The organism is Polyangium sp. 6x1, from assembly GCF_029946515.1.
Classification (GTDB): domain Bacteria; phylum Myxococcota_A; class Polyangia; order Polyangiales; family Polyangiaceae; genus Polyangium.
This window is the reverse complement of the sequence record NZ_JARZHH010000007.1, coordinates 140752-160449: the sequence shown is the minus strand read 5'-3', so window position 1 is coordinate 160449 and position 19698 is coordinate 140752. Positions and strand designations below refer to the sequence as shown.

General features: G+C 68.4%; 13 protein-coding genes. 8 read left to right on the top strand and 5 right to left on the bottom strand.

Annotated elements, in window-relative coordinates; translation table 11 throughout:
- Positions 1 to 29 precede the first annotated feature (29 nt).
- From QHF85_RS10280 to QHF85_RS10270, 3 genes are read left to right on the top strand one after another with little or no spacing between them, the layout of a single operon-like run.
- A complete protein-coding gene (locus tag QHF85_RS10280) occupies positions 30 to 1223 on the top strand; it encodes a thiamine pyrophosphate-dependent dehydrogenase E1 component subunit alpha (protein WP_281326935.1) in 1194 nt (397 codons plus the stop codon).
- Positions 1224 to 1273: 50 nt separating this feature from the next.
- A complete protein-coding gene (locus QHF85_RS10275) occupies positions 1274 to 2248 on the top strand; it encodes an alpha-ketoacid dehydrogenase subunit beta (RefSeq protein ID WP_281326934.1) in 975 nt (324 codons plus the stop codon).
- A gap of 1 nt (position 2249) precedes the next feature.
- Positions 2250 to 3710, top strand: coding sequence for a dihydrolipoamide acetyltransferase family protein (locus QHF85_RS10270; RefSeq protein ID WP_281326933.1), 1461 nt, complete (start codon positions 2250 to 2252; stop codon positions 3708 to 3710).
- A gap of 46 nt (positions 3711 to 3756) precedes the next feature.
- On the opposite strand, the gene QHF85_RS10265 is transcribed toward QHF85_RS10270, so the two are convergent.
- Positions 3757 to 5841, bottom strand: coding sequence for a M48 family metalloprotease (locus QHF85_RS10265; protein WP_281326932.1), 2085 nt, complete (start codon positions 5839 to 5841; stop codon positions 3757 to 3759).
- Between the two features lie 245 nt (positions 5842 to 6086).
- Here QHF85_RS10265 and QHF85_RS10260 point away from each other — a divergent pair, with 245 nt between their 5' ends.
- From QHF85_RS10260 to QHF85_RS10240, 5 genes are all read left to right on the top strand, one after another.
- Entirely contained in the window at positions 6087 to 7214 is a 1128-nt protein-coding gene (locus QHF85_RS10260; RefSeq protein ID WP_281326931.1) for a cytochrome-c peroxidase, read from the top strand.
- 51 nt (positions 7215 to 7265) lie between these two features.
- A protein-coding gene (gene prfB, locus QHF85_RS10255) for a peptide chain release factor 2 (RefSeq protein ID WP_281326930.1) occupies positions 7266 to 8412 on the top strand; the annotation gives its coding sequence in 2 pieces (ribosomal slippage) (positions 7266 to 7334 and positions 7336 to 8412; 1146 coding nt in all).
- Complete coding sequence (gene lysS, locus QHF85_RS10250) at positions 8409 to 10076, top strand: lysine--tRNA ligase (RefSeq protein WP_281326929.1); 1668 nt, start codon at positions 8409 to 8411, stop codon at positions 10074 to 10076. Before prfB ends, lysS begins: the two co-directional genes overlap by 4 nt.
- A complete protein-coding gene (locus tag QHF85_RS10245) occupies positions 10073 to 11767 on the top strand; it encodes an ABC transporter permease (protein WP_281326928.1) in 1695 nt (564 codons plus the stop codon). The genes lysS and QHF85_RS10245 overlap by 4 nt, the downstream gene beginning before the upstream one ends.
- A gap of 4 nt (positions 11768 to 11771) precedes the next feature.
- Positions 11772 to 12521, top strand: coding sequence for an ABC transporter ATP-binding protein (locus tag QHF85_RS10240; protein WP_281326927.1), 750 nt, complete (start codon positions 11772 to 11774; stop codon positions 12519 to 12521).
- Positions 12522 to 12887: 366 nt separating this feature from the next.
- Here QHF85_RS10240 and QHF85_RS10235 read toward each other — a convergent pair whose 3' ends face one another.
- The 4 genes from QHF85_RS10235 to QHF85_RS10220 form a co-directional block, all read right to left on the bottom strand.
- Positions 12888 to 13790, bottom strand: a complete 903-nt coding sequence (locus QHF85_RS10235) for a hypothetical protein (protein WP_281326926.1) — start codon at positions 13788 to 13790, stop codon at positions 12888 to 12890.
- Positions 13791 to 13879: 89 nt separating this feature from the next.
- Entirely contained in the window at positions 13880 to 16171 is a 2292-nt protein-coding gene (locus QHF85_RS10230; RefSeq protein WP_281326925.1) for an MXAN_6577-like cysteine-rich protein, read from the bottom strand.
- A gap of 295 nt (positions 16172 to 16466) precedes the next feature.
- Positions 16467 to 18491 carry a GMC family oxidoreductase gene (locus QHF85_RS10225; protein ID WP_281326924.1) on the bottom strand — a complete coding sequence of 675 codons (2025 nt, stop codon included), beginning with the start codon at positions 18489 to 18491 and terminating at the stop codon, positions 16467 to 16469.
- A 156-nt stretch (positions 18492 to 18647) separates the two neighbouring features.
- The gene (locus tag QHF85_RS10220; RefSeq protein ID WP_281326923.1) at positions 18648 to 19676 is read right to left on the bottom strand and encodes an arginine N-succinyltransferase; all 1029 of its coding nucleotides are present in this window, start codon (positions 19674 to 19676) and stop codon (positions 18648 to 18650) included.
- Positions 19677 to 19698 lie beyond the last annotated feature (22 nt).

Sequence of the window (19698 nt, the reverse complement as noted above, 5' to 3'; positions counted from 1 at the left end):
CGCCCTTTGACTAGGGTCCGGGCGCCATCATGAGCACTGCCACCCAACCCGCATCGAGCCTCGCCTCCACTGCCTCGGGGGGCAGCATGGAAGGCTCCGCCCACCCGGTCGCGCGGCATCCGCTCGACACGCATGCGCCCGACGTCGTGCGTGTTCTCCGCGACGACGGCACCCTCGATCCAACGAACGATCCTGGTCTTCGAAGCGACGAGGTGCTCACCCTGTACCGCGCGATGGTCCGCGCGCGCTTGCTCGACGAGCGCCTCGTTCGCCTCCAGCGGCAAGGGCGCATCGGCTTCCACATCGGCTGCAAGGGCGAAGAGGCGAGCATCCTCGGCAGCGCCTTCGCCATGCGGCAGAACGACTGGATCTTCCCGTGCTACCGCGAGTTCGCCGCGGCGCTCTGGCGCGGGATGCCGCTCCAGCGGTACGTCGACAACATGTTCGGCAACACGAACGACCCCGTGAAGGGCCGCCAGATGCCGGACCACTACACGTGGAAGAGCGGCAAGTTCGGCTCGGTCAGCTCGCCCATCGGCACCCAGATCACGCAGGCCGTCGGGTTCGCCTGGGCCGCGAAGATCCGCAAGGAGGACGCGGCGGTCCTCGTGTACTTCGGCGACGGCGCCACGAGCTCGAACGAGTTCCACAACGGCATGAACTTCGCGGGCGTCTTCAAGGCGCCGACGGTCTTCTTCTGCCGCAACAACGGCTGGGCGATCAGCGTGCCCACCGAGCGCCAGACCGCGAGCGAGACGTTCGCGCAGAAGGGCGTCGCGTACGGCGTCCCCGGCGTTCGTTGCGACGGCAACGACCTCTTCGCCGTCGTCAAGGTGACACGCGACGCCGTCGCACGCGCCGCGCGGGGCGAAGGCCCGACGATCATCGAGGCGCTGACCTACCGGCTCGAAGGCCACTCGACGAGCGACGATCCCAAGGCGTACCGGCCCGAGGCCGGCCTCGATTCCTGGCGTCGCCTCGATCCGATCCCGCGCCTGCGCCGGTACATCGAGCGCACGACGGGCTGGACCGACGCGCAGGACAAGGAGCTCGAGACCGAGCTCGACGCCGAGCTCCAGGCTGCGATCGCGGTCGCCGAGAAGACGGCGCCGCCCGCGCTCGAGTCGATGTTCGAGGACGTCTTCGGCGAGCTGCCCTGGCACCTCCAGGAGCAGCGGGACGAGCTTCTGCGTGGACCCCGCGCCAAGGGGCATGGCCACTGATCCTCGGGGAAACCCGCCTCCTTTCGAGAAGGTCACGGAGAGATAGCACGATGCCTCAGATGAACATGGTCCAGGCCATCAACGACGCCCTCCGCCACGAGATGCGGCGCGACAGCCGCGTCGTCGTCCTCGGCGAGGACGTCGGGAAGGTCGGCGGCGTCTTCCGCGTCACGCAGGGGCTCTTCGACGAGTTCGGCGACGACCGCGTGATCGACACCCCGCTGTCCGAGGGTGGCATCATCGGCACGGCGATCGGCATGGCCCTCTACGGCCTGGTCCCCGTCCCCGAGATCCAGTTCTCCGACTTCATCTTCCCCGCGTACGACCAGATCGTCTCCGAGCTGGCGAAGTACCGGTATCGCTCGGGCGGCGAGTATCCGGCCAAGCTCGTGATCCGCACGCCGACCGGCGGCGGCATCCGCGGCGGCCACTACCACTCGCAGTCGCCCGAGGCGCAGTTCATCCACGTCGCGGGCCTCAAGGTGGTTTGTCCGTCGAACCCGGCGGACGCGAAGGGCCTGCTCCTCGCGTCGATCCGCGACCCGGATCCGGTCCTCTTCTTCGAGCCGAAGCGCATCTACCGCGCGGCGAAGGGCGAGGTCCCCGAGGGCGATCACACGGTCCCGATCGGCAAGGCCAGCGTCGTGCGCAAGGGGCAGCACGTCACGATCGTCGTCTGGGGCGCGATGCTCTACGAGGCGCTCGACGCGGCGAACCAGGCTGCGGCGCAGGGCATCGACTGCGAGATCATCGACCTGCGCACGCTCTGGCCGCTCGACATCGAGACGATCATCACGTCCGTGAAGAAGACGGGCCGCGTGGTCGTGGTGCACGAGGCGCCGAAGAGCTGCGGGCTCGGCGGCGAGATCGTCGCGCTCATCAACGAGAAGGCCTTCCTCCACCTCGAGGCGCCGCCGAAGCGCGTGACCGGGTTCGACACGCCGTTCCCGTACACGCTCGAGATGGAGTACCTGCCGCTCTCCCACCGCATCCTGCCGGCGATCATCGAGACCGCGAGGTACTGAGATGGCAAGCTTCGAGTTCAAGCTGCCCGACATCGGCGAGGGCGTCACCGAAGGCGAGATCGTCAAGTGGCTCGTCGCGCCCGGGGACGTCGTCAAGGAAGACCAGCCGATGGTCGAGGTGATGACGGACAAGGCGACCGTCACGATCACCGCGCCGAAGTCCGGCAAGATCGTGGAGACGCGCGCCAAGGAGGGCCAGATCGTCGCCGTGCACTCGGTGCTCGTCGTCTTCGATCTCGACGGCGACAAGCCCCAGGTCGCGCTCGCGCCCGCCGTGGCGGCCGAGCCGACGGCGGCGAGCACGCCGAAGGCTGCCGTGAAGAGCGAAGGACCGGCCGCGACCGCGGTTGGTGACATCAAGGAGGACCTGCCCGGCATGAATCTCATGCCGCTCGGCGCCTCGCACACGACGAACGGCATCACGGCGGCGCCCGTGGCGGCGTACTACAACGACAAACCTCTCGCCACGCCGGCCACGCGCAAGCTCGCGCGGGATCTCGGCGTGGATCTTCGGCGCGTCACGCCGACGGGTGCGAGCGGTCGTGTCACGAAGGACGACGTCCGCGGCGCGAGCGCGGCGCCCACGACGGCGCCTCTCGCGATGCACACGGCGGCGGCCTCGCACGTGCCGGAGTCGCTCCCGACGACGCCCGTGCCGAAGCCCATCGCGGCCGGCGAGCCGCATCCCGCGGCTGCGCCGATCACGGCGAAGGCCCCCGCGCCCGTGCGTGTCCCGCCGCCTCCGGCCGGCGAGGAATCGCTGGAGGAGCGGACCCCGCTGCGCGGCGTGCGCAAGCGGATCTTCGACCAGATGGCTCGCTCGAAGCACACCGCGGCGCACTTCACGTTCGTCGAGGAGTGCGACGTCACGGCGCTGAAGGAGCTCCGCGCGCGCCTGAAGCCTGCGGCGGACAAGGCAAACGTAAAACTCACGTTCTTGCCGTTCTTCGTGAAGGCCGTCGTCGCCGCGCTGAAGAAGCACCCCTCGCTGAACAGCGCCTTCGACGAGACCACGCAGGAGATCGTGCAGCGCCGCTACTACGACATCGGCATCGCGTCCGCCACCGAGGCGGGCCTCATGGTGCCCGTCGTGCGTCGCGCCGATCGGAAGAGCATCCTCGACATCGCCAAGGACATCCAGCGCCTCGGCGACGACACGAAGGCCGGCAAGGTCCGAGCGGAGGATCTCGGCGGCTCGACGTTCACGATCACCTCGCTCGGAGCGCAGGGCGGCCTCTTCGCGACGCCGATCCTGAACTTCCCCGAGGTCGCGATCCTCGGCATCCACCAGATGAAGCAGAAGCCGGTGGTGCGCGACGGCCAGATCGTGATCGGCGACGTGATGCTGGTGAGTTTGTCCTTCGACCACCGCATCATCGACGGCCACATCGGGGCGGCGTTCGCCTACGAGATCATCGGGTTCCTCGAGAACCCGGATCGGCTCTTCCTCGAGATGGCGTGAGGTTCTCCTCCCTCCCTCTCCACGCGTGGAGAGGGGGGGGGTGAGGTCAAACGGCCGCCTCCGGAGCCTGCTCCTCCGCCTCGTCCGTCTCCTCTTCCGCTGCGTCCTTCTTCGCCTTCGCCTTGGGTTTGCCCGCGGGGATCACGACGCCGTGGTCCATCGCCACGGCCTCGCGGATCTTCCGCGTCATCTGCTTTTCCAGCTTCGCGCGGTCTCCGAACAGCGCCCAGACCTCCAGCGCGTCGTCCGGCGCGGCCTCGATGGCGCGTTTCGGCAGCGCGTTTACCCAGGCGAACCGGTCCTTCGGCGAGGGGTGGCTGTCGTAAGGCGACGGCTCGGCGTGGATCGCCTCGTCGAGCGCCTTCTCGATCTCGGCCTCCTTCGGGGGCTCTCCACGGACGCGGTAGCGGTAGAGGTTCGCGAGCGCGCGCTTCTCCTGGATCACCTCGGAGAGCGCCGCCTGCGCGTGCATGTCGAAGCGGATCGACCGCTCGATCACGTGCGTGAGGCCTTGCGCGAACGCCTCCGCGCCGTACGCGAAGGCGGCCCATCGGTCCGCGAGCACCTCCTGCAAGCGCGAGGCGCCCTGCGAGATCCGCAGGAAAACCTTGTAGAAGCCGCTCACGAAGAGCCACGCCGGGTTGTACCAGGCCGCGGCTCCGCCCCGCGCGAGCGAGAGCGCCATCGTGAGCACGCTGCGCCGCACGGCCAGCGCGAAGCCGCCGCCGGCTGTGTCCTCGTTGTGGAAATGCCCGTACTCGTGCGCCAGGACGGCCTTGAACGCGCCGATCGGGAAGCCGTCGATCACGCCCGCGCCGAGCACGAGACAGCGCTCCGTGCGGCCTGTGAGCTGCCGCAAGAGGCCGCCACGCTCGAAGACGCCGACCTCCGTCGACGGCGTCATGTACACGTTGTCGACGGGCCTCGTGCCGATGCGCCCGGCCACCTCTTCCAGCACGGCGCGGAGCTTCGGGTGTTCGGCGAGATCGAGCTTGTCGCCCGGATCGCCGTCCTTCCGCCGGAGGAAGATGCTCTTCAGCATCGCCCACAGCGACACGAGCGTGAAGATCGCGACGATCGCCACGAGCTTGATCGGGATCTGCCCGAGCGCGAGGAAGCCGTAAATGATGCCGCCGCCGGCGATCAGCACGATCGCCATCACGATCGGCAGGCTGACGTAATAGTAGGCGCAGCAGGCCCAGAGAACGACGCCGTAGACGCGCCGCAGCCACTTGTCCGTGCCCGTCGCGTTCTCGTCCGCCGCCTTCGGGACGGCCGTCGCCGCGCGCAGCGTGAGCTTGCTCAAGAGCCCCCCGATCCCGAGCAGCACGGCGAGGCCCGCGAGCCACCCGAGGACGCCGTAGAGCATCGTCATGCCGTACCGCTCGTGGAGTGGCATCGCCTCCTCGTACTGAGCCTTGAGCGATGTGTACGTGGGCTCGTCGATCCCCAGCGTCTTCGCGCGTTCGAGGGTTTCGAGCGCCTGGTCCAGGTGGCCCTCGGACGCGCTGACCATCGACGCATAGAGGTACGTCGGGGCGAAGTCCGGCGCGACGCGCTGGAGCGCGCGCGAGCACGTGCGGAGCTGATCGAAGCGGCCGTACTGGAGCGCGGACTCGCAGAGCAGGAGCTGGGCGAACTTGTCGTCGGGTTTTCGCGCGGCGGCGGAGCTCGCGAGCTCGAACGCTTCCCGCTGCTCCGACGTGTTCGGGGGCGCGCCCTTCGGCCGGAGCAGGAGCGCCTGCGCCAGGGCGGCCTTGTTCTCGGCCGCGTCCTCGGTCACGAGCGCCTTGCGGCAGAGCGCGACGGCCTCGTCTCGCGCCCCTTGGTGGAGCTTGACCGTGCAGAGCCTTCGCGTCGCCGCCGAGAACGTCGGCACGCGCGCGCGCACCTTCTCGTAGAGCTCCGCGGCGCCTGCGAGATCGTTCCGCTCGCGGGCCGCGTTTGCCTCTGCGAACAGCTTTGCCGCTTCGGGATCGAGCTTCTGGATCTGCTCGGCGAGCTCCCTCTCGTAGGCCGCATCGTCAGCGGCCTTGCCCTCCGCGGACGCGAGCACGCCGGCGAACGCGAGGAGCAACGCCCCGCCGAACCGCGATGCACGGCCCCTCCACGTGTTCCGAAACCCTTCCACGGCGCCTCCTCCCCGTTCTCCCGCATCCTACCCGACCGAACCGCCGCGTTGCGATCGGGATGGGGGCGCTGCGGCAGACGAGCCCGACGGCGCATCGGGGCTACCGTGCCGTTGGGGAACCTTTGGTTCCGTCGCGTCCTTTGGGCAGCCGATCGTTGACGCCGCCCGGCGTTGTCACCTAAGAGAAGCGCCTAGAGCCCCACTTACGCACCTCGGGCTCGGTGTTGCGAGGAGACACGTCACCGATGCGCTTCCGCCTGTTCCTGCCACTGCTCCTGATCTCCGCCGCGGCGTTCGCAGGCGCCGGCTGCGGCGAGCGTGAGGCCACGCCGCTCCCGTTCCAGCAGAAGAAGAAGGGGGCGAACGCCTCGGCCGAGGCCGCGAAGGTCGCGGAGCTCGACCTCGCGGACATGAAGAACAACTTCGGCACGCTGCCCGCCAAGTACGAGGCGAAGAGCGGCGAGACCGACACGAACCCGATCACGCCCGAGAAGGTCTCTCTCGGCCGCCAGCTCTACTACGACACGCGGCTCTCGAAGAACCAGGACCTCTCGTGCAACTCGTGCCACATGCTCGACAAGTTCGGCGTCGACGGCACGAAGGTCTCGAAGGGCCACAAAGGCCAGCTCGGCGGCCGCAACGCGCCCACCGTGTACAACGCCGGCGGGTTCGTCGCGCAGTTCTGGGACGGCCGCGCGGGCACGCTCGAAGACCAGGCCAAGGGCCCGATCCTGAACCCGATCGAGATGGCCATGAAGGACGAGGCGAGCGTCGTCGCGGTGCTCGAGTCGATCCCGGGCTACGAGGAAGGCTTCAAGAAGGCCTTCCCGGACGACAAGGAGCCGATCTCGTACGACAACCTCGCGAAGGCGATCGGCGCGTTCGAGCGGCAGCTCGTGACGCCCTCGCGCTTCGACAAGTACATGGCCGGCGACAAGACGGCGCTCACGGATCAGGAGCGCGCGGGCCTGACGAAGTTCATCCAGAGCGGCTGCACCTCGTGCCACAGCGGCAGCGCGCTCGGCGGCTCGACCTTCCAGAAGCTCGGCCTGATCAAGGCGTACCCGAACCAGAAGGATCTCGGCCGCTACGAGGTCACGAAGAAGGAAGAGGACAAGATGGTCTTCCGCGTGCCGACGCTGCGCAACGTGGCGCAGACGGGCCCGTGGTTCCACGACGGCGCCTTCGATCGGCTGGAGACGACGGTGCAGGCGATGGCCTACCACCAGCTCGGCAAGGAGCTGCCCGAGGCGGACGTCGCGGACATCGTGGCCTTCCTGAAATCGCTGACGGGCGAGATTCCGCAGGAGTACATCAAGAAGCCGGAGCTGCCCGCGAACGGCGAGAAGACGCCCGGCCCCGATCCCACGTGATCAGCTCGTCCCCCCTAGCGTGGGCGGCGGAAATCGAATAAACCGCCGCCCATGCTGTCCGAGACCCGCGAGAAAATCGAAGACCTTAAAAGGCGCTATGCGGCGCTAAGGGGGCATCTTTGACGTCCCCAAGCTGTCCCGCATGCTCGCCGAGCTGACGCAAAAGTCGCTCGAGCCTGGTTTCTGGAACGATCAAACGAAGGCGCAGGCCACGCTGCGCAAGCGCGCGGACGTCGAGCAGAAGCTCGAGGTCGCGCAGACGCTCGGCCGCTCGATCGACGACACCGCTGAGTACCTGGAACTCGCGGCCGCGGAGAACGACGACGCCGCGATGGCCGACTGCGAGAAGCAGGTCGCCGATCTCGACGCGCGCCTGCGCAAGGTCGAGCTCGAACGGATGCTGAGCGGGCCCGCGGATCAGTCGAACGCGATCGTCAGCATTCACCCGGGCGCCGGCGGCACCGACGCCAAGGACTGGGCCTCGATGCTGCTCCGCATGTACCTGCGCTTCTGCGAGAGGCGCGGCTACAAGACGGAGATCATCGACTACCAGGACGGCGACGAGGCCGGCATCGACGCCGTCTCGTTCACCGTCACGGGCCCGGGCGCGTACGGCTATCTGCGCTCGGAGACGGGCGTGCATCGGCTCGTGCGCATGAGCCCGTTCAACGCGGATCATACGCGACAAACCGCGTTCGCCGCGGTCGAGATCACGCCGGATGTCGGTGACGACATCCAGATCGAGGTCAACGAGAAGGACATCGAGATCACGACGATGCGCGCCGGCGGCAAGGGCGGGCAGAACGTGAACAAGGTCGAGACGGCCGTCCGGCTCCGGTACCTTCCCGATCCGACGATCAACATCGTCTGCCGCGCCGAGCGCAGCCAGCATCAGAACCGGGCGATGGCGCTCAAGATGCTGAAGGCGAAGCTCTACGAGCGCGAGCTCGCGCGGCGCGACGCCGAGAACGCCGCGTACCAGGCCTCGAAGACCGCGATCAACTTCGGCAGCCAGATCCGCAACTACGTGCTCGCGCCCTACCGTCTCGTGAAGGACGTGCGGACCGCGAGCGAGACGGGCAACGTGGACGCGGTGCTCGACGGGGATCTCGACTCGTTCATCGAGGCGTACCTCATGGCCGCGGCGGGCGGCACGCTGAAGAAGGGCGGCCAAGTGGTCGCAGAGGACGACGCGTGAGCGACGACAAGCAGGAAAAGACCGCAAAAGGAGCCTCCTCGGCAGCGGCGACGCAGCACGCCGAGGAGACCCTCATCGCCGTTCGCAAGGAGAAGGCGACGAAGATCCGCGGGCGCGGGGACAACCCCTTCGCCAACGACGTCACGTCGGGCGAGCCGCTCGTGGATCTCGCGTCTGCGCGGGCGCAGTTCGACGGCGCGAAGAACGCCGCGGGCCGGTACGACGCTTCGATGGTCGCGCCCGAGCCGTTGCGGATCGCGGGCCGGGTCCTCTTCCTGCGCCAGATGGGCGGCGTCTCGTTCGTGCGGCTCCGCGATCGCACGGGCGAGCTGCAGCTCTACTGCGACGAGGCCGTACTCGGCGAGGCCTACGCGCGCCTGCACGAGGAGGTCGACCTCGGCGACATCATCGAGGCGACCGGCACGGCGATGGCCACGCAGAAGGGGGAGCTCAGCGTCAAGGCGACGAGCTTCCGCCTGCTCACGAAGGCCTATCGCCCGCTGCCCACGAAGACGAGCTTCAAGGACGTCGAGGCGCGTTACCGCATGCGCTACGTCGACCTCGTGGCGAACCGCGAGGTCGCCACGGTCTTCCGGGCGCGTACGTTCCTCATCTCGGCGCTGCGCCGCTTCTTCGACGGCAAGGGGTTCCTCGAGGTCGAGACGCCCACGATGCACACGATCATCGGCGGCGCCGCGGCCCGGCCCTTCAAGACGCACCACAACACGCTCGACATGGAGCTCTTCATGCGCATCGCGCCGGAGCTCTATCTGAAGCGGCTCGTCGTGGGCGGCTTCGAGCGCGTCTACGAGATCGCGCGCTGTTACCGGAACGAGGGGCTCTCCACGCGGCACAACCCCGAGTTCACGATGCTCGAGTACTACCAGGCCTACGCCACGTACGAGACGCTCATGGACCAGACCGAGGCCATGCTGCGCGCCGTCGACGAGGCGCTCGCCGCGGCGCTGCCGGAGGATCACGCGGCCTGGGCGAAGACGCGCACCTGGTCCTTCGAGCGGTTCGTCCGGGTCCCGATGGCGCAGGCCATCGAGAACGCCCTCGCCCGCTCGGGTCTGCCCCCGGAGGTCGCGACGCGGGTCGCCGACGATGACGCGCCGATCAAGGCCTGGGCGAAGGCCGCCAAGGAGAAGAAGCGCGAGATCGACTGGGCGAACTTCCGCTCGGGCATGAAGAAGTGCGACTCGGACGGCGAGCGCGTCTTCTGCGCGTACGAGTACCTCGCCGAGCCCTTTCTCACCGCGGATTACCGCACGGATGACGGCGCGAAGAGCCTGCCCGTGTTCATCATCGACTACCCGTTCGAGGTCTCGCCGCTCGCGCGGAAGAAGGACGGGAATGGATCGCTCGTCGACAGGTTCGAGCTCTTCGTCGATGGTCGCGAGCTCTGCAACGCCTTCAGCGAGCTGAACGATCCCGAGGATCAGGACGCGCGCTTCCGGGCGCAGGTCGAGAAGAAGGCCAAGGGCGCCGAGGAGACGATGGACTACGACGCCGATTACGTGCGCGCGCTCGAATACGGGATGCCCCCGACCGCGGGCTTCGGCATGGGCGTCGACAGGCTCACGATGCTGCTCACGGGCGCCGCGTCGATCCGCGACGTCATCCTGTTCCCCCTCCTCCGGCCCGAGGCGAGCGGCAGTTGATCGCAGCGCTTCCCTTCCTCGTCCTGCGCATCCTCTCCGTCCTCGCGGCGGTTTGGCTCGCGGTGCTCGGCTTCCAGCGCCTGCGAGCAGGCTCGGCGCGGGGCGTCGGCTGGCTCTTCGGATCGCTCTTCGGCTTCGCCTTCACCGTGCTCTCGTACTTCGCGGAGAAGACGCCGCGCGAGCGGTTCGCGCCGTTCAAGCTGCGAGACGAGATCGTCGGCTTCTCGGCGCTCTTCACGGGCGTGATCTTCCTGCTCGCGGTGCTCGCGGCGCTCTTGCCGGTGATCCTCGACGTCCTCGAGCGCCGCGGCTTCAGCTCGTACGTGGGCGCGCGGCACGTGCGCGCCACGAAGAGCGGATTCCTCACGGTGATCAGCGTGCTCAGCATGGCGGGCGTCGCCGTGAGCTCGTGCGCGCTCTGCTCCGTGACGAGCATCATGGGCGGCTTCGGCGCCGACCTGAAGCGCAAGATCCTGGGCAACAACGCGCACATCGTCGTCGACGTGACGCAGCCCGGCGGCTTCCCCGACTGGGAGGACAAGCTCGACGGCATCCGGCTCGCGGTCGCGCCGAAGGGCGGAGCGGCGACGCCGGTCGTGGCGGGCGACGCGATGGGCTCATCGGCGTCGAACACCGCGGGCGCGCTCGTGCGCGGCATCGACACGAACACGATCGCGCAGGTGATCGACCTCAAGCAGAACATCGAGGTCGGCAACTTCGACTGGCTCGACGACCCAGACAAACTCGCAGATCTGCCGCCGGACACGATCATCGGCCGAGGCGCCGGAGGCGAGCCGTACTTCAAGGGGCCGGACCTGCGCGCCTCGGCGGACCTCGATCCTGCGGTGAAGGCAGCGCTGCGGAAGGACGTGAAGGTCCTGCCAGGCGTGATCATCGGCAAGGAGCTCGCGAAGAGCCTGCACGTGCTCGTGGGCGACGAGATCACGTTGCTCTCGCCGATGGGCGAGCTCGGCCCGATGGGCGTGATGCCGCGGACCCGCAGGTTCCGCGTCGCGGCGATCTTCTACAGCGGGATGTACGAGTACGACGCGACGCACGCGTACGTGAAACTCGACGTGGCCCAGAGCTTCTTCAGCATGGGCGACAACATCAGCCAGATCGACGTGCGCGTGCCGGATCCCGAGCGGGTCGCGGAGGTGACGCCGCTCGTGGAGGCCGCCGCCGCAAAGTTCGACATGGGAGAGGGCAAGGAGCCGCTCCGCGTGCGCGACTGGGTGGAGATGAACAAGAACCTCTTCAGCGCCCTCAAGCTGGAGAAGATCGCGACGTTCATCATCCTCTCGATCGCCATCGCAGTCGCGAGCTTCTGCATCGTCTGCACGCTGCTCCTCATGGTGACGGAGAAGGGCAAGGAGATCGCCATCCTGAAGGCGCTCGGCGCCTCGGACGGCGCGATCATGCGCATCTTCATGCTCGAAGGCGTCATCATCGGCGGCATCGGCACCGTGTTCGGCGTGGGCACCGCGTTCGCCGCGTGCTCGGGCCTCGCGCGCTTCGGCGTCCGGCTGGATCCCGAGGTGTATTACATCGACCGATTGCCGGTGAACGTGAACGGGAGCGACTACGCGATGGTCGCGGTCGCCGCGCTCATCATCTGCACGATCGCCACCCTTTATCCAGCCCGCGCGGCGTCGAGGCTTTCGCCCGTCGACGGGCTCCGTTACGAGTGAGCCCATGAGCGAGCCGCTCATCGTCATCGAGAATCTGCAAAAGTCCTTCGTCCACATGGGGCGAAAGCTCGACGTGCTCCGCGGGATCGACCTCGTCATCGATCAAGGCGAGGTCGTGGCCATCGTCGGCCCCTCGGGCGCAGGCAAGAGCACGCTCCTGCATTGCATCGGCACGCTGGATCTGCCGACGAGCGGAAAGATCAAGCTCGCAGGCGAGCACCTCGTGGGCCTGCCGAGCGCGCGCCTGGCAGCAATCCGGAACCGCACGATTGGCTTCGTGTTCCAGTTCCACCACCTGCTGCCCGAATTCAATGCGCTGGAGAACGTGATGATGCCCGGGCTCATCCAGGGTAAATCACGCAGGGACATGGAGGCGCCCGCAACGGCGCTCCTCACAGAGGTGGGTCTCGCGCACCGCGTGACGCACCGGCCCGGCGAGCTGTCAGGCGGCGAGCAGCAACGCGTGGCGCTGGCCCGCGCGCTCGTGCTCTCGCCAAAGCTGCTTCTCGCCGACGAGCCGACAGGCAACCTCGACTCGAGCACCTCGAAGGCAATGCACGAGCTCTTCTTCGAGATCAACCGCAAGCACGGCACGACAATCGTGGTCGTCACGCACAACCCGAGCTTCGCCGAGTCGATGCCGCGGATGGTGACCGTGACCGACGGGCGAATCGAGAGCGACATTCGTCGCGGCAATTCCCCCTTCGAGAACGAAAAAGCGAAGGCGGCGCAGGCGGCGATGGCCGAGGCCTAGCGTCCAGGGTGCCGCCGCGCCGGGGCGCTGCCCCGGTCCCCGCGGGGGCTATCCGCCCCTCGACCCGGACCAGGGCCAGCCCTGGACCTCAGGGGGAAGAACTGCGCGATGCGCAGTTCTTCCCACAGGCCGTTGCTACCACGTCGCCGGTTGAACCGTCCGCGCTGCTGTCTTGGTTGGCAGGGTCGCTCGTGGTCTTGACCCGGTCTGTTCGATGAACTGCGCATCGCGCAGTTCATCGACCCCGAGTCCAGCGCTTGCGCTGGTCCGGGTCCCGGGGCGGACAGCCCCGGGTGGGGCCTGGGGCAAAGCCCCAGCGAAACGCTTCAACAGGAGCGTTTGTCCCCCCGCTCCATTCTGCGTTCCTCAGTGGAGCGCGAGCTTCTCCGCGAGCTTTGCGCTCGATTGCGCTGCGCGCACGGGGTTTGCGTAGGGGAACGAGATCGATACGCCGTCGGTCGTCACCACGCGCGCGCCGTCGTCGCGCACGATTTCGAGGATGGCTGCGTCGTCGAGTGGGGCCGTGGCGGCGTTGATCGTGGCCAGGTCCTTTGCGGCGGGCACGTGCTTCGGGGTCCTCACGCCGCCGGGCAGGCCCATCACGTAGACCAGGGCGGCGGCGGCTTTTTTCGTGTCCTTGCCGTGGAACCACGCGCCGACGTCGCGCGTGTCGAGGTGACTGCAGCCGGCGTACAGCGCGGCCTCGTCGGCGCCTGTCTCGCGGGCGATGCGCTCGCTGAGACCGAGGAATCGATTGCGGCCTTCGAGCTCGAAGAAGGCCCGCGCGTATCCCCCCGAGAATGCGATTTCCACCTCGCCCCGCGGCTCGTATCGCACGACGGACACGGATCCGTCGTTCACCTTCGCGAGGACGGCGTCTGCGTCCTCGCCGAGCTTGCTCTTCTGGCTCGCGGATTCGATCACCGGGTGCGTGACCATCTTCCCGTTGCTCGGGCCGAGCCACAGGCGCACCGTGAATCCTTCGAGTGGCATCGCGCCCCAGGGGGCGCCGGTCCAGAGCATCGCGCGCGCGGCTTCGCAGGCGCGGGCGAGCCGCTCGGTTCGTTGTTCGGGGGATTCGGTCGCGGGGTCTGCGGAGGGGGCGGTCGTCGGCGTGGGCCGCCTTCGCAGCGCTGTCACGGTGATCAGCAGCATCATGCCGATGCCGAGGCCGATCGCGAGGGGAGCGAATCGCGAGGAGGGCGGTAGCTCGACGCCGGACGGCTTCTTCGGGCCGGGGCCGCGCTTGGCGGGAGGGGGCGCCTGCATGCGGGGGAGTTTACTCCACCGCCGTTGGGCCGGGTACCGCGTTTGTCCGGATCCCGGTTTTCCCGGGATCCGGACGAACGCTCAGGGCTTCACGGCCCGAGGCAGTCGTTCGGGCATTCCTGGTAGAAGCCGCAGAGAACGATCGCGTTGTAGTCGGCGATGCCGAACACGTGCGCCTGCTCGCAGTTGATCTGGCACTGCTGATCGCCGGGCGGGCACGCGACGAGGCAGTCGTCGAGCGCGATGCATTCGGGGTTGGCGAGGCAGATTGCGAGGTCGTCCTCGCAGTTGCCGCCCATGCCCGCGGCGCAGGCGTAGCAGCCGCTGCAGCCCTGGGCGTTGTTATCGCAGCTCGCCGGGCAGCCATTCGCCACCGGGTCCACGCCGCAGCTCGTCCCGCACTCCTGGCAGAAGAGGCACTCGATGATGTTGTTGTACTCGTCGATGGCCATCTGCGTCGTTTGCTGCACGCACATGTTCTGGCAGTTCGCGTCGCACACGCCGCTCGCCGGGTTCAGGCAGTTGAAGAGCGTGACGCAGGTCGGGTCGTTCGCGCACGTCGCGAGCTCGTCGGAGCAGATACCGTCGAACGAGCATTGCTGGCAGGTGCCGCAATCGCCGAGCGTGTCGCAGCCACCGGGCGGCTGGCAGACGCCGGCATAACAGGCGATGCTGGCCAGGCAGGCGGTGTCGCACATGCCGCAGTTCGCCTCGTCCGTCTGCAGATCGACGCACTCGGTGCCGCACTTCGTCGTCCCGGCCGCGCAGGTATTGCCGCACGTGCCGTTCGAGCAGACCTGGCCGGCGGCGCAGGCATTGCCGCAGGCGCCGCAGTTGCTCGGGTCGAGCTTCGTGTCGACGCAGACGTTGCCGCACTTCGTCGTGCCGGGGCCGCATTGCGCGGCGCACTGGCCGTTCGTGCAGACCTGGCCGGCGCCGCAGACGTTGCCGCAGGCGCCGCAGTTGCCCGGATCGCTCTTCGTGTCGACGCAGGTATTCGCGCACTTCACCGTGCCGCCGACGCAGTTCAGGTTGCATTGACCGGCCGCGCAGACCTGGCCGGCCGCGCAGTTCTTGCCGCACATGCCGCAGTTCGTCGGGTCGGTCTCCGTGTCGACGCATTCATTGCCGCACTTCGTCGAGCCGCCGACGCAGGTGAGCTGGCAGGTGCCGTTCGAGCAGACCTGACCGGCGGCGCAGGCCTTGCCGCACATGCCGCAGTTCGCCGTGTCCGTCTTGACGTCGACGCAGAGCGCGCCGCACTTCGTCGTTTGACCGACGCAGTTGAGCTGGCACTTGCCGGCCGTGCAGACCTCGCCGAAGGCGCACGCCGCGCCGCACGCGCCGCAGTTCAGCGGGTCGAGCGACAGGTCGATGCACTTGCCATTGCAGTTCGCCGTGCCGCCGACGCAGGCGAGCTGGCACATCCCGTTCGAGCAGACCTGGCCGTTCGCGCACGCCGTGCCGCACATGCCGCAGTTCAGCGGGTCGAGCGTCGTGTCGACGCACTTGCCATTGCAGTTCGTCGTGCCGCCGACGCAGGCGAGGCCGCACGAGCCGTTCGCGCAGACCTGGCCGGCCGCGCAGGTCGTGCCGCACATGCCGCAGTTCAGCGGGTCGATGGTCGTGTCGACGCACTTGCCATTGCAGTTCGTCGTGCCGCCCACGCATTGCGTGGCGCATTGCCCGTTCGAGCACGCCTGGCCGGCGGGGCACGCCGTGCCGCACATGCCGCAGTTCAGCGCGTCGATCGTGATGTCGACGCACTTGCCATTGCAGTTCGTCGTGCCGCCGACGCAGGCGAGGCCGCATTGCCCGTTCGCGCAGACCTCACCGGCCGCGCAGGCCGTGCCGCACATGCCGCAGTTCGCCGGATCGAGGGTCGTATCGACGCACTGGCCATCGCAGTTCGTCGTGCCGCCCACGCATTGCGTGCCGCACTTGCCGCCCGAGCACACCTCGCCCTCGGCGCAGGCCGTGCCGCACATGCCGCAGTTTTCCGGGTCGATGGTCGTGTCGACGCACTTGCCTGCGCAGTTCGTCGTGCCACCGGAGCACGTCAGGCCGCACTCGCCCGCGGCGCAGACCTCGCCCTCGGCGCAGGCCTTGCCGCACGCGCCGCAGTTCGCCGGATCGATATTGGTGAGCGTGCAGGTGCCGTTGCAGTCGGTTTGTCCGGACGGACACGCGTCGCCGCCGCCCGCGCCGCCCGCGCCGCCGGGGCCGCCGGAGCCGCCCGTCGCGCCGGAGCCGCCGTCGCCGCCGGTGGTGTTCGATCCGCCGTCGCTACACCCCGTCCACGAAGCCACGGCGAGGCTCATGAAAGCCGCCGTGAGCGCCCATCGCCACCCCCCACGGGGGGACTGAGCTTTGTTGCTCATCGTTGTGAAACCTTCCTGTCAGCACGAACATCCACGATTCGAGCGCTCCACGTTCGTCCCCCGCCACACGGTCTCGCGCGATCGTCTGCGCTTCAGCCGCACGTACGTTTTTTTTCCGAGGCGGCCGTACCGCAGTTCTGGGAAGGAAGTGATCCGCTGGAATCGCCCCGGGGACCGTCCCTCGGGCGAACGACCTTACCACCGCTTGGACGGACGTGGAAGCGTTGGTCGATTCCCGGGCGGACGTGGAATGTCCGAAGACCACGGGGAGACGTCTGCTAAAGCGGCAATTCGTCTAGCCGAGCCGTTGATGGATAATTTCAGCGGCGCGCAAAGCCATGGCCATGATGGTCATCTGAGGGTTCACGCCGAGCGAGGAGGGGATGGCGCTGCCATCGCATACATAGAGGCCGGCGACGTCGTGGGCCTCGTGGTCGGGGCCGAGGCAGGAGCGGGCCGGATTCGTTCCGATACGGCACGTCCCGAGGGGGTGATATGCCGTGACCTCGATGTCGCCGGGCTGGATGCGGCTCGAGCGGAGGCGGGCGAGGGCGTCCTTCGTGTTCACCTCGTCGTGGCCCGCGACGAAAGGCAAGACGCGGCGCGCGCCGGCCGCTTGAAAGACCTCGCAGAGGATCTCGACGCCGCGCTGGAGGAGGCGCGCATCGCGCTCGTTCAGGCGGTAGAGCAAGAGCGGCCTTCCGCCAGGGCCCGCGCGGACTTCGCCGCGGCTATGGTCCTGGATCATGAAGCCGAACGTCGCGAGGTATGGGTATTTTTCCATCAGCTCGACGAAACGCGGCCCCGACCAGGGCACGCCGAGCGCGGCGACGTCGAACGGGAGCGAGCCGCCCTCGAAGAGGAGGCCTTCGTCGGCGAAATGGTCGATCGAATACCCTTGCGGGATCCCGTTCCATTGATCGACGCGGTCGTCGAAGAGCGCCATCACCTTCGAGGCAGGGTGGATCGAGAGGTTTTTCCCGAGCATCCCCGAGGAGAGGCACGCGCCGCTCCTGCGGAGGAGCAGCGGCGTCATGAGCGTGCCGCCGGCCACGATCACGGCGTCGGCGCGGACCCGGAGGCGCGGGGCGCGGCCGTTCGTCCGCTCGGCGCCGAGCGTCGCCGTCACGCCGCGGGCGCGCCCGGCCACGATGTCGACGAAATCGACGCGCGCGGCCGTCACGAGCTCGGCGCCGCGGGCGAGCGCGGCGGGCACGTAGCTCACGTCGGTCGATCGTTTTGCGCCCGTGGGGCAGCCGAAGCAGCAGATTCCCTGGCCGTCGCAATCGGGGGCGTTGCGTGTGAGCGTCTTGTGGCGGAGGCCGAGGTGCTCGGCGCCGCGCGCGATGATGCCGGCGATCTTGCCGAGGTGGAGCGGGCTCGCGGGCGCGACGCCGAGCATGGCCTCGACGCGCTCGTAATAGGGGCCGAGGCCCTCGGGTGAGAAATCGTTCGGCAGCCTGTGGTGATCGCGCCAGTAGGCGAAGGTACGCGCGGGGGCGCGATAGCAGGTGCCCGAGTTGATGACGGTGCTGCCGCCGACGGCGCGGCCGGCCCAGATGGGGATGTTCACGTTGCCGAGCGCGACGGTCATTCCCTTGTCGCGATACAGCTCGCGATAGGCGCGGGAGGGACGGCCGTTGAAGCTCGATCGCCGGTGGTAATGGCCCTCCTCCAGCATGAGCACGGCCCGCCCGCGCGAGGCGAGCTCGTAGGCCGCGGCCGCGCCGCCCGCGCCCGTGCCGACCACGACGACCTCGCATTCGAGGTCGAGATCCTCGGATACCTCGCGCCCGTCGGTCACCCGCGCGAGCCAGCGGGGGGTTTCGTCGCGCACTGTCTCGAGCTCGTAGCGGCAGCCGACGTGGCGGAACATCTCGGGCCGGTCGAAATGCATCGCCTTGAGCGGCGTGAGCAGGACCCGAACGACCTCGCGGATCGGAAGCCATCGGGACTGCTCGAAGCGCTCGAGGGCCGCGAGGCGCGCCTCGCGCGGCAGCTCGGAGAAGGGGCGGCGCTTCGTGGGCAGCGTGGAGAGCTCGACGGCCCAGAGGGCGGCCTGAAAGACGCGGATCGCCTCGCGGGGGATGTCGGACAGGTAGCGGACCGTGGCCTCGGCGGTCGTTCGGCCTGCGCCTTCGAGGAAGCTGCCCGGGGGCAGAGCGACCTCGGCGACCGCCGTCAGGATGTCGAGCTCACGCGCGGAGAGCCACGTCTCCGGGTCGGGGCGCGCAGGCGCCGGTGCCTTGTTCTCCTGGCCACGCGCGAGGCGCTCGGGTTCGGTGGGGACGGAGAGCAGAGGGTCCGGGTGAGCAACCATGCGTGGCTCCCTTGTGTACTAAAAATTCTGTAGCGAAAGAACGCACAGAATACAAGGGGGCGAGCACGACGGTGCCGCGGCGCAGCCAGAGCGTGGCTTCAAACTGTCCGGGGGTTTGGGGGCAGAGCTCGGCTTGCCGAGCGGAGCCCCCGAGCGTCATTCGATCGGGAGCACCATCAGCGGGCTCGAGTGGTGCAGGTTGAGCGTCTCCCAGGCCTCGTCATCGATGGCGACGCCGCGGGGGCCCTCGCGCAGGTTGCCGAGGACCGCGCGGAAGAAGGGAGGCTCGTTCATCTCGACGGCCAGGATGCCTTTGCGCTCGCCCGCGACGGGCGAGTAGGGGCGATCGGCGCGGGTGCGCTTGCCGTCGGCGATGAGGCTGATCTCGTCCATCCGCGCCGTGTAGTGCGGGCCGCCGTCGAAGGGGTCGACGCGGTGGGCGTACCGGAAGCCGATGCGGCGGAGGAGTTTTTCGACGCCGCGGGTCTGCAGGCCCGTCTTGCCGATGACCTTCTGCGCGTCCTCGGGCAGGAGCGACGCGTGGATCGGGCCCTCGGGGAAGAGGCCCTTGATGAACTCCTTGTTCTTCTTCGAGAGCCGGTCGGCCTCGGCGTACGTCATGTCCGTGAAGCGCCGGCCGAGGGCCTCCCAGAGGTGGCTCGTGCCGTCGGGCTCGAGCGGGGGCATGAGCTCGGCGAGCACCTCCTGCTGGAAGAGCTCGCGGTGGGCGGCGAGGTAGAGGAACCGGACGTACGAGATGAACGTGCCGAGCCGGTCGGTGCGGCGGTACTCGGGCATGATCACGAGGCCGCCGATCTCGGTCGGGCCGTCGTACGAGTAGCCGATGCGCAGGAGCGTGTGGTGGAAGTGCCGGTCGATCGTGGCCGAGTACCGCTCCTCGTCGAGCACGTCGAAGTAGATGTAGGGCGCGCCGCGCCGGCCGAGCTGCGCGATGATCATCGAGGTGCCGATGATGTGCTGCTTCACGCGGTCGATGAGCACGAAGACGTACTGCCGGAGCCGCGGATCCTTGATCTCGCCGGTGAAGCTCTTGTGGGAGAGGCTCACGATCTCGTGAATCGCGTCCCGATCGTGCGGCAGGTTGACCGAGTTGAGGTGTCGCGCGACGGTGAGCATTTGCTCTTCATCACCGAGGATGGCGGCGCGAATCTCGAAGGGCAGCATGGGAAACAGAGGTCGGGGGGCG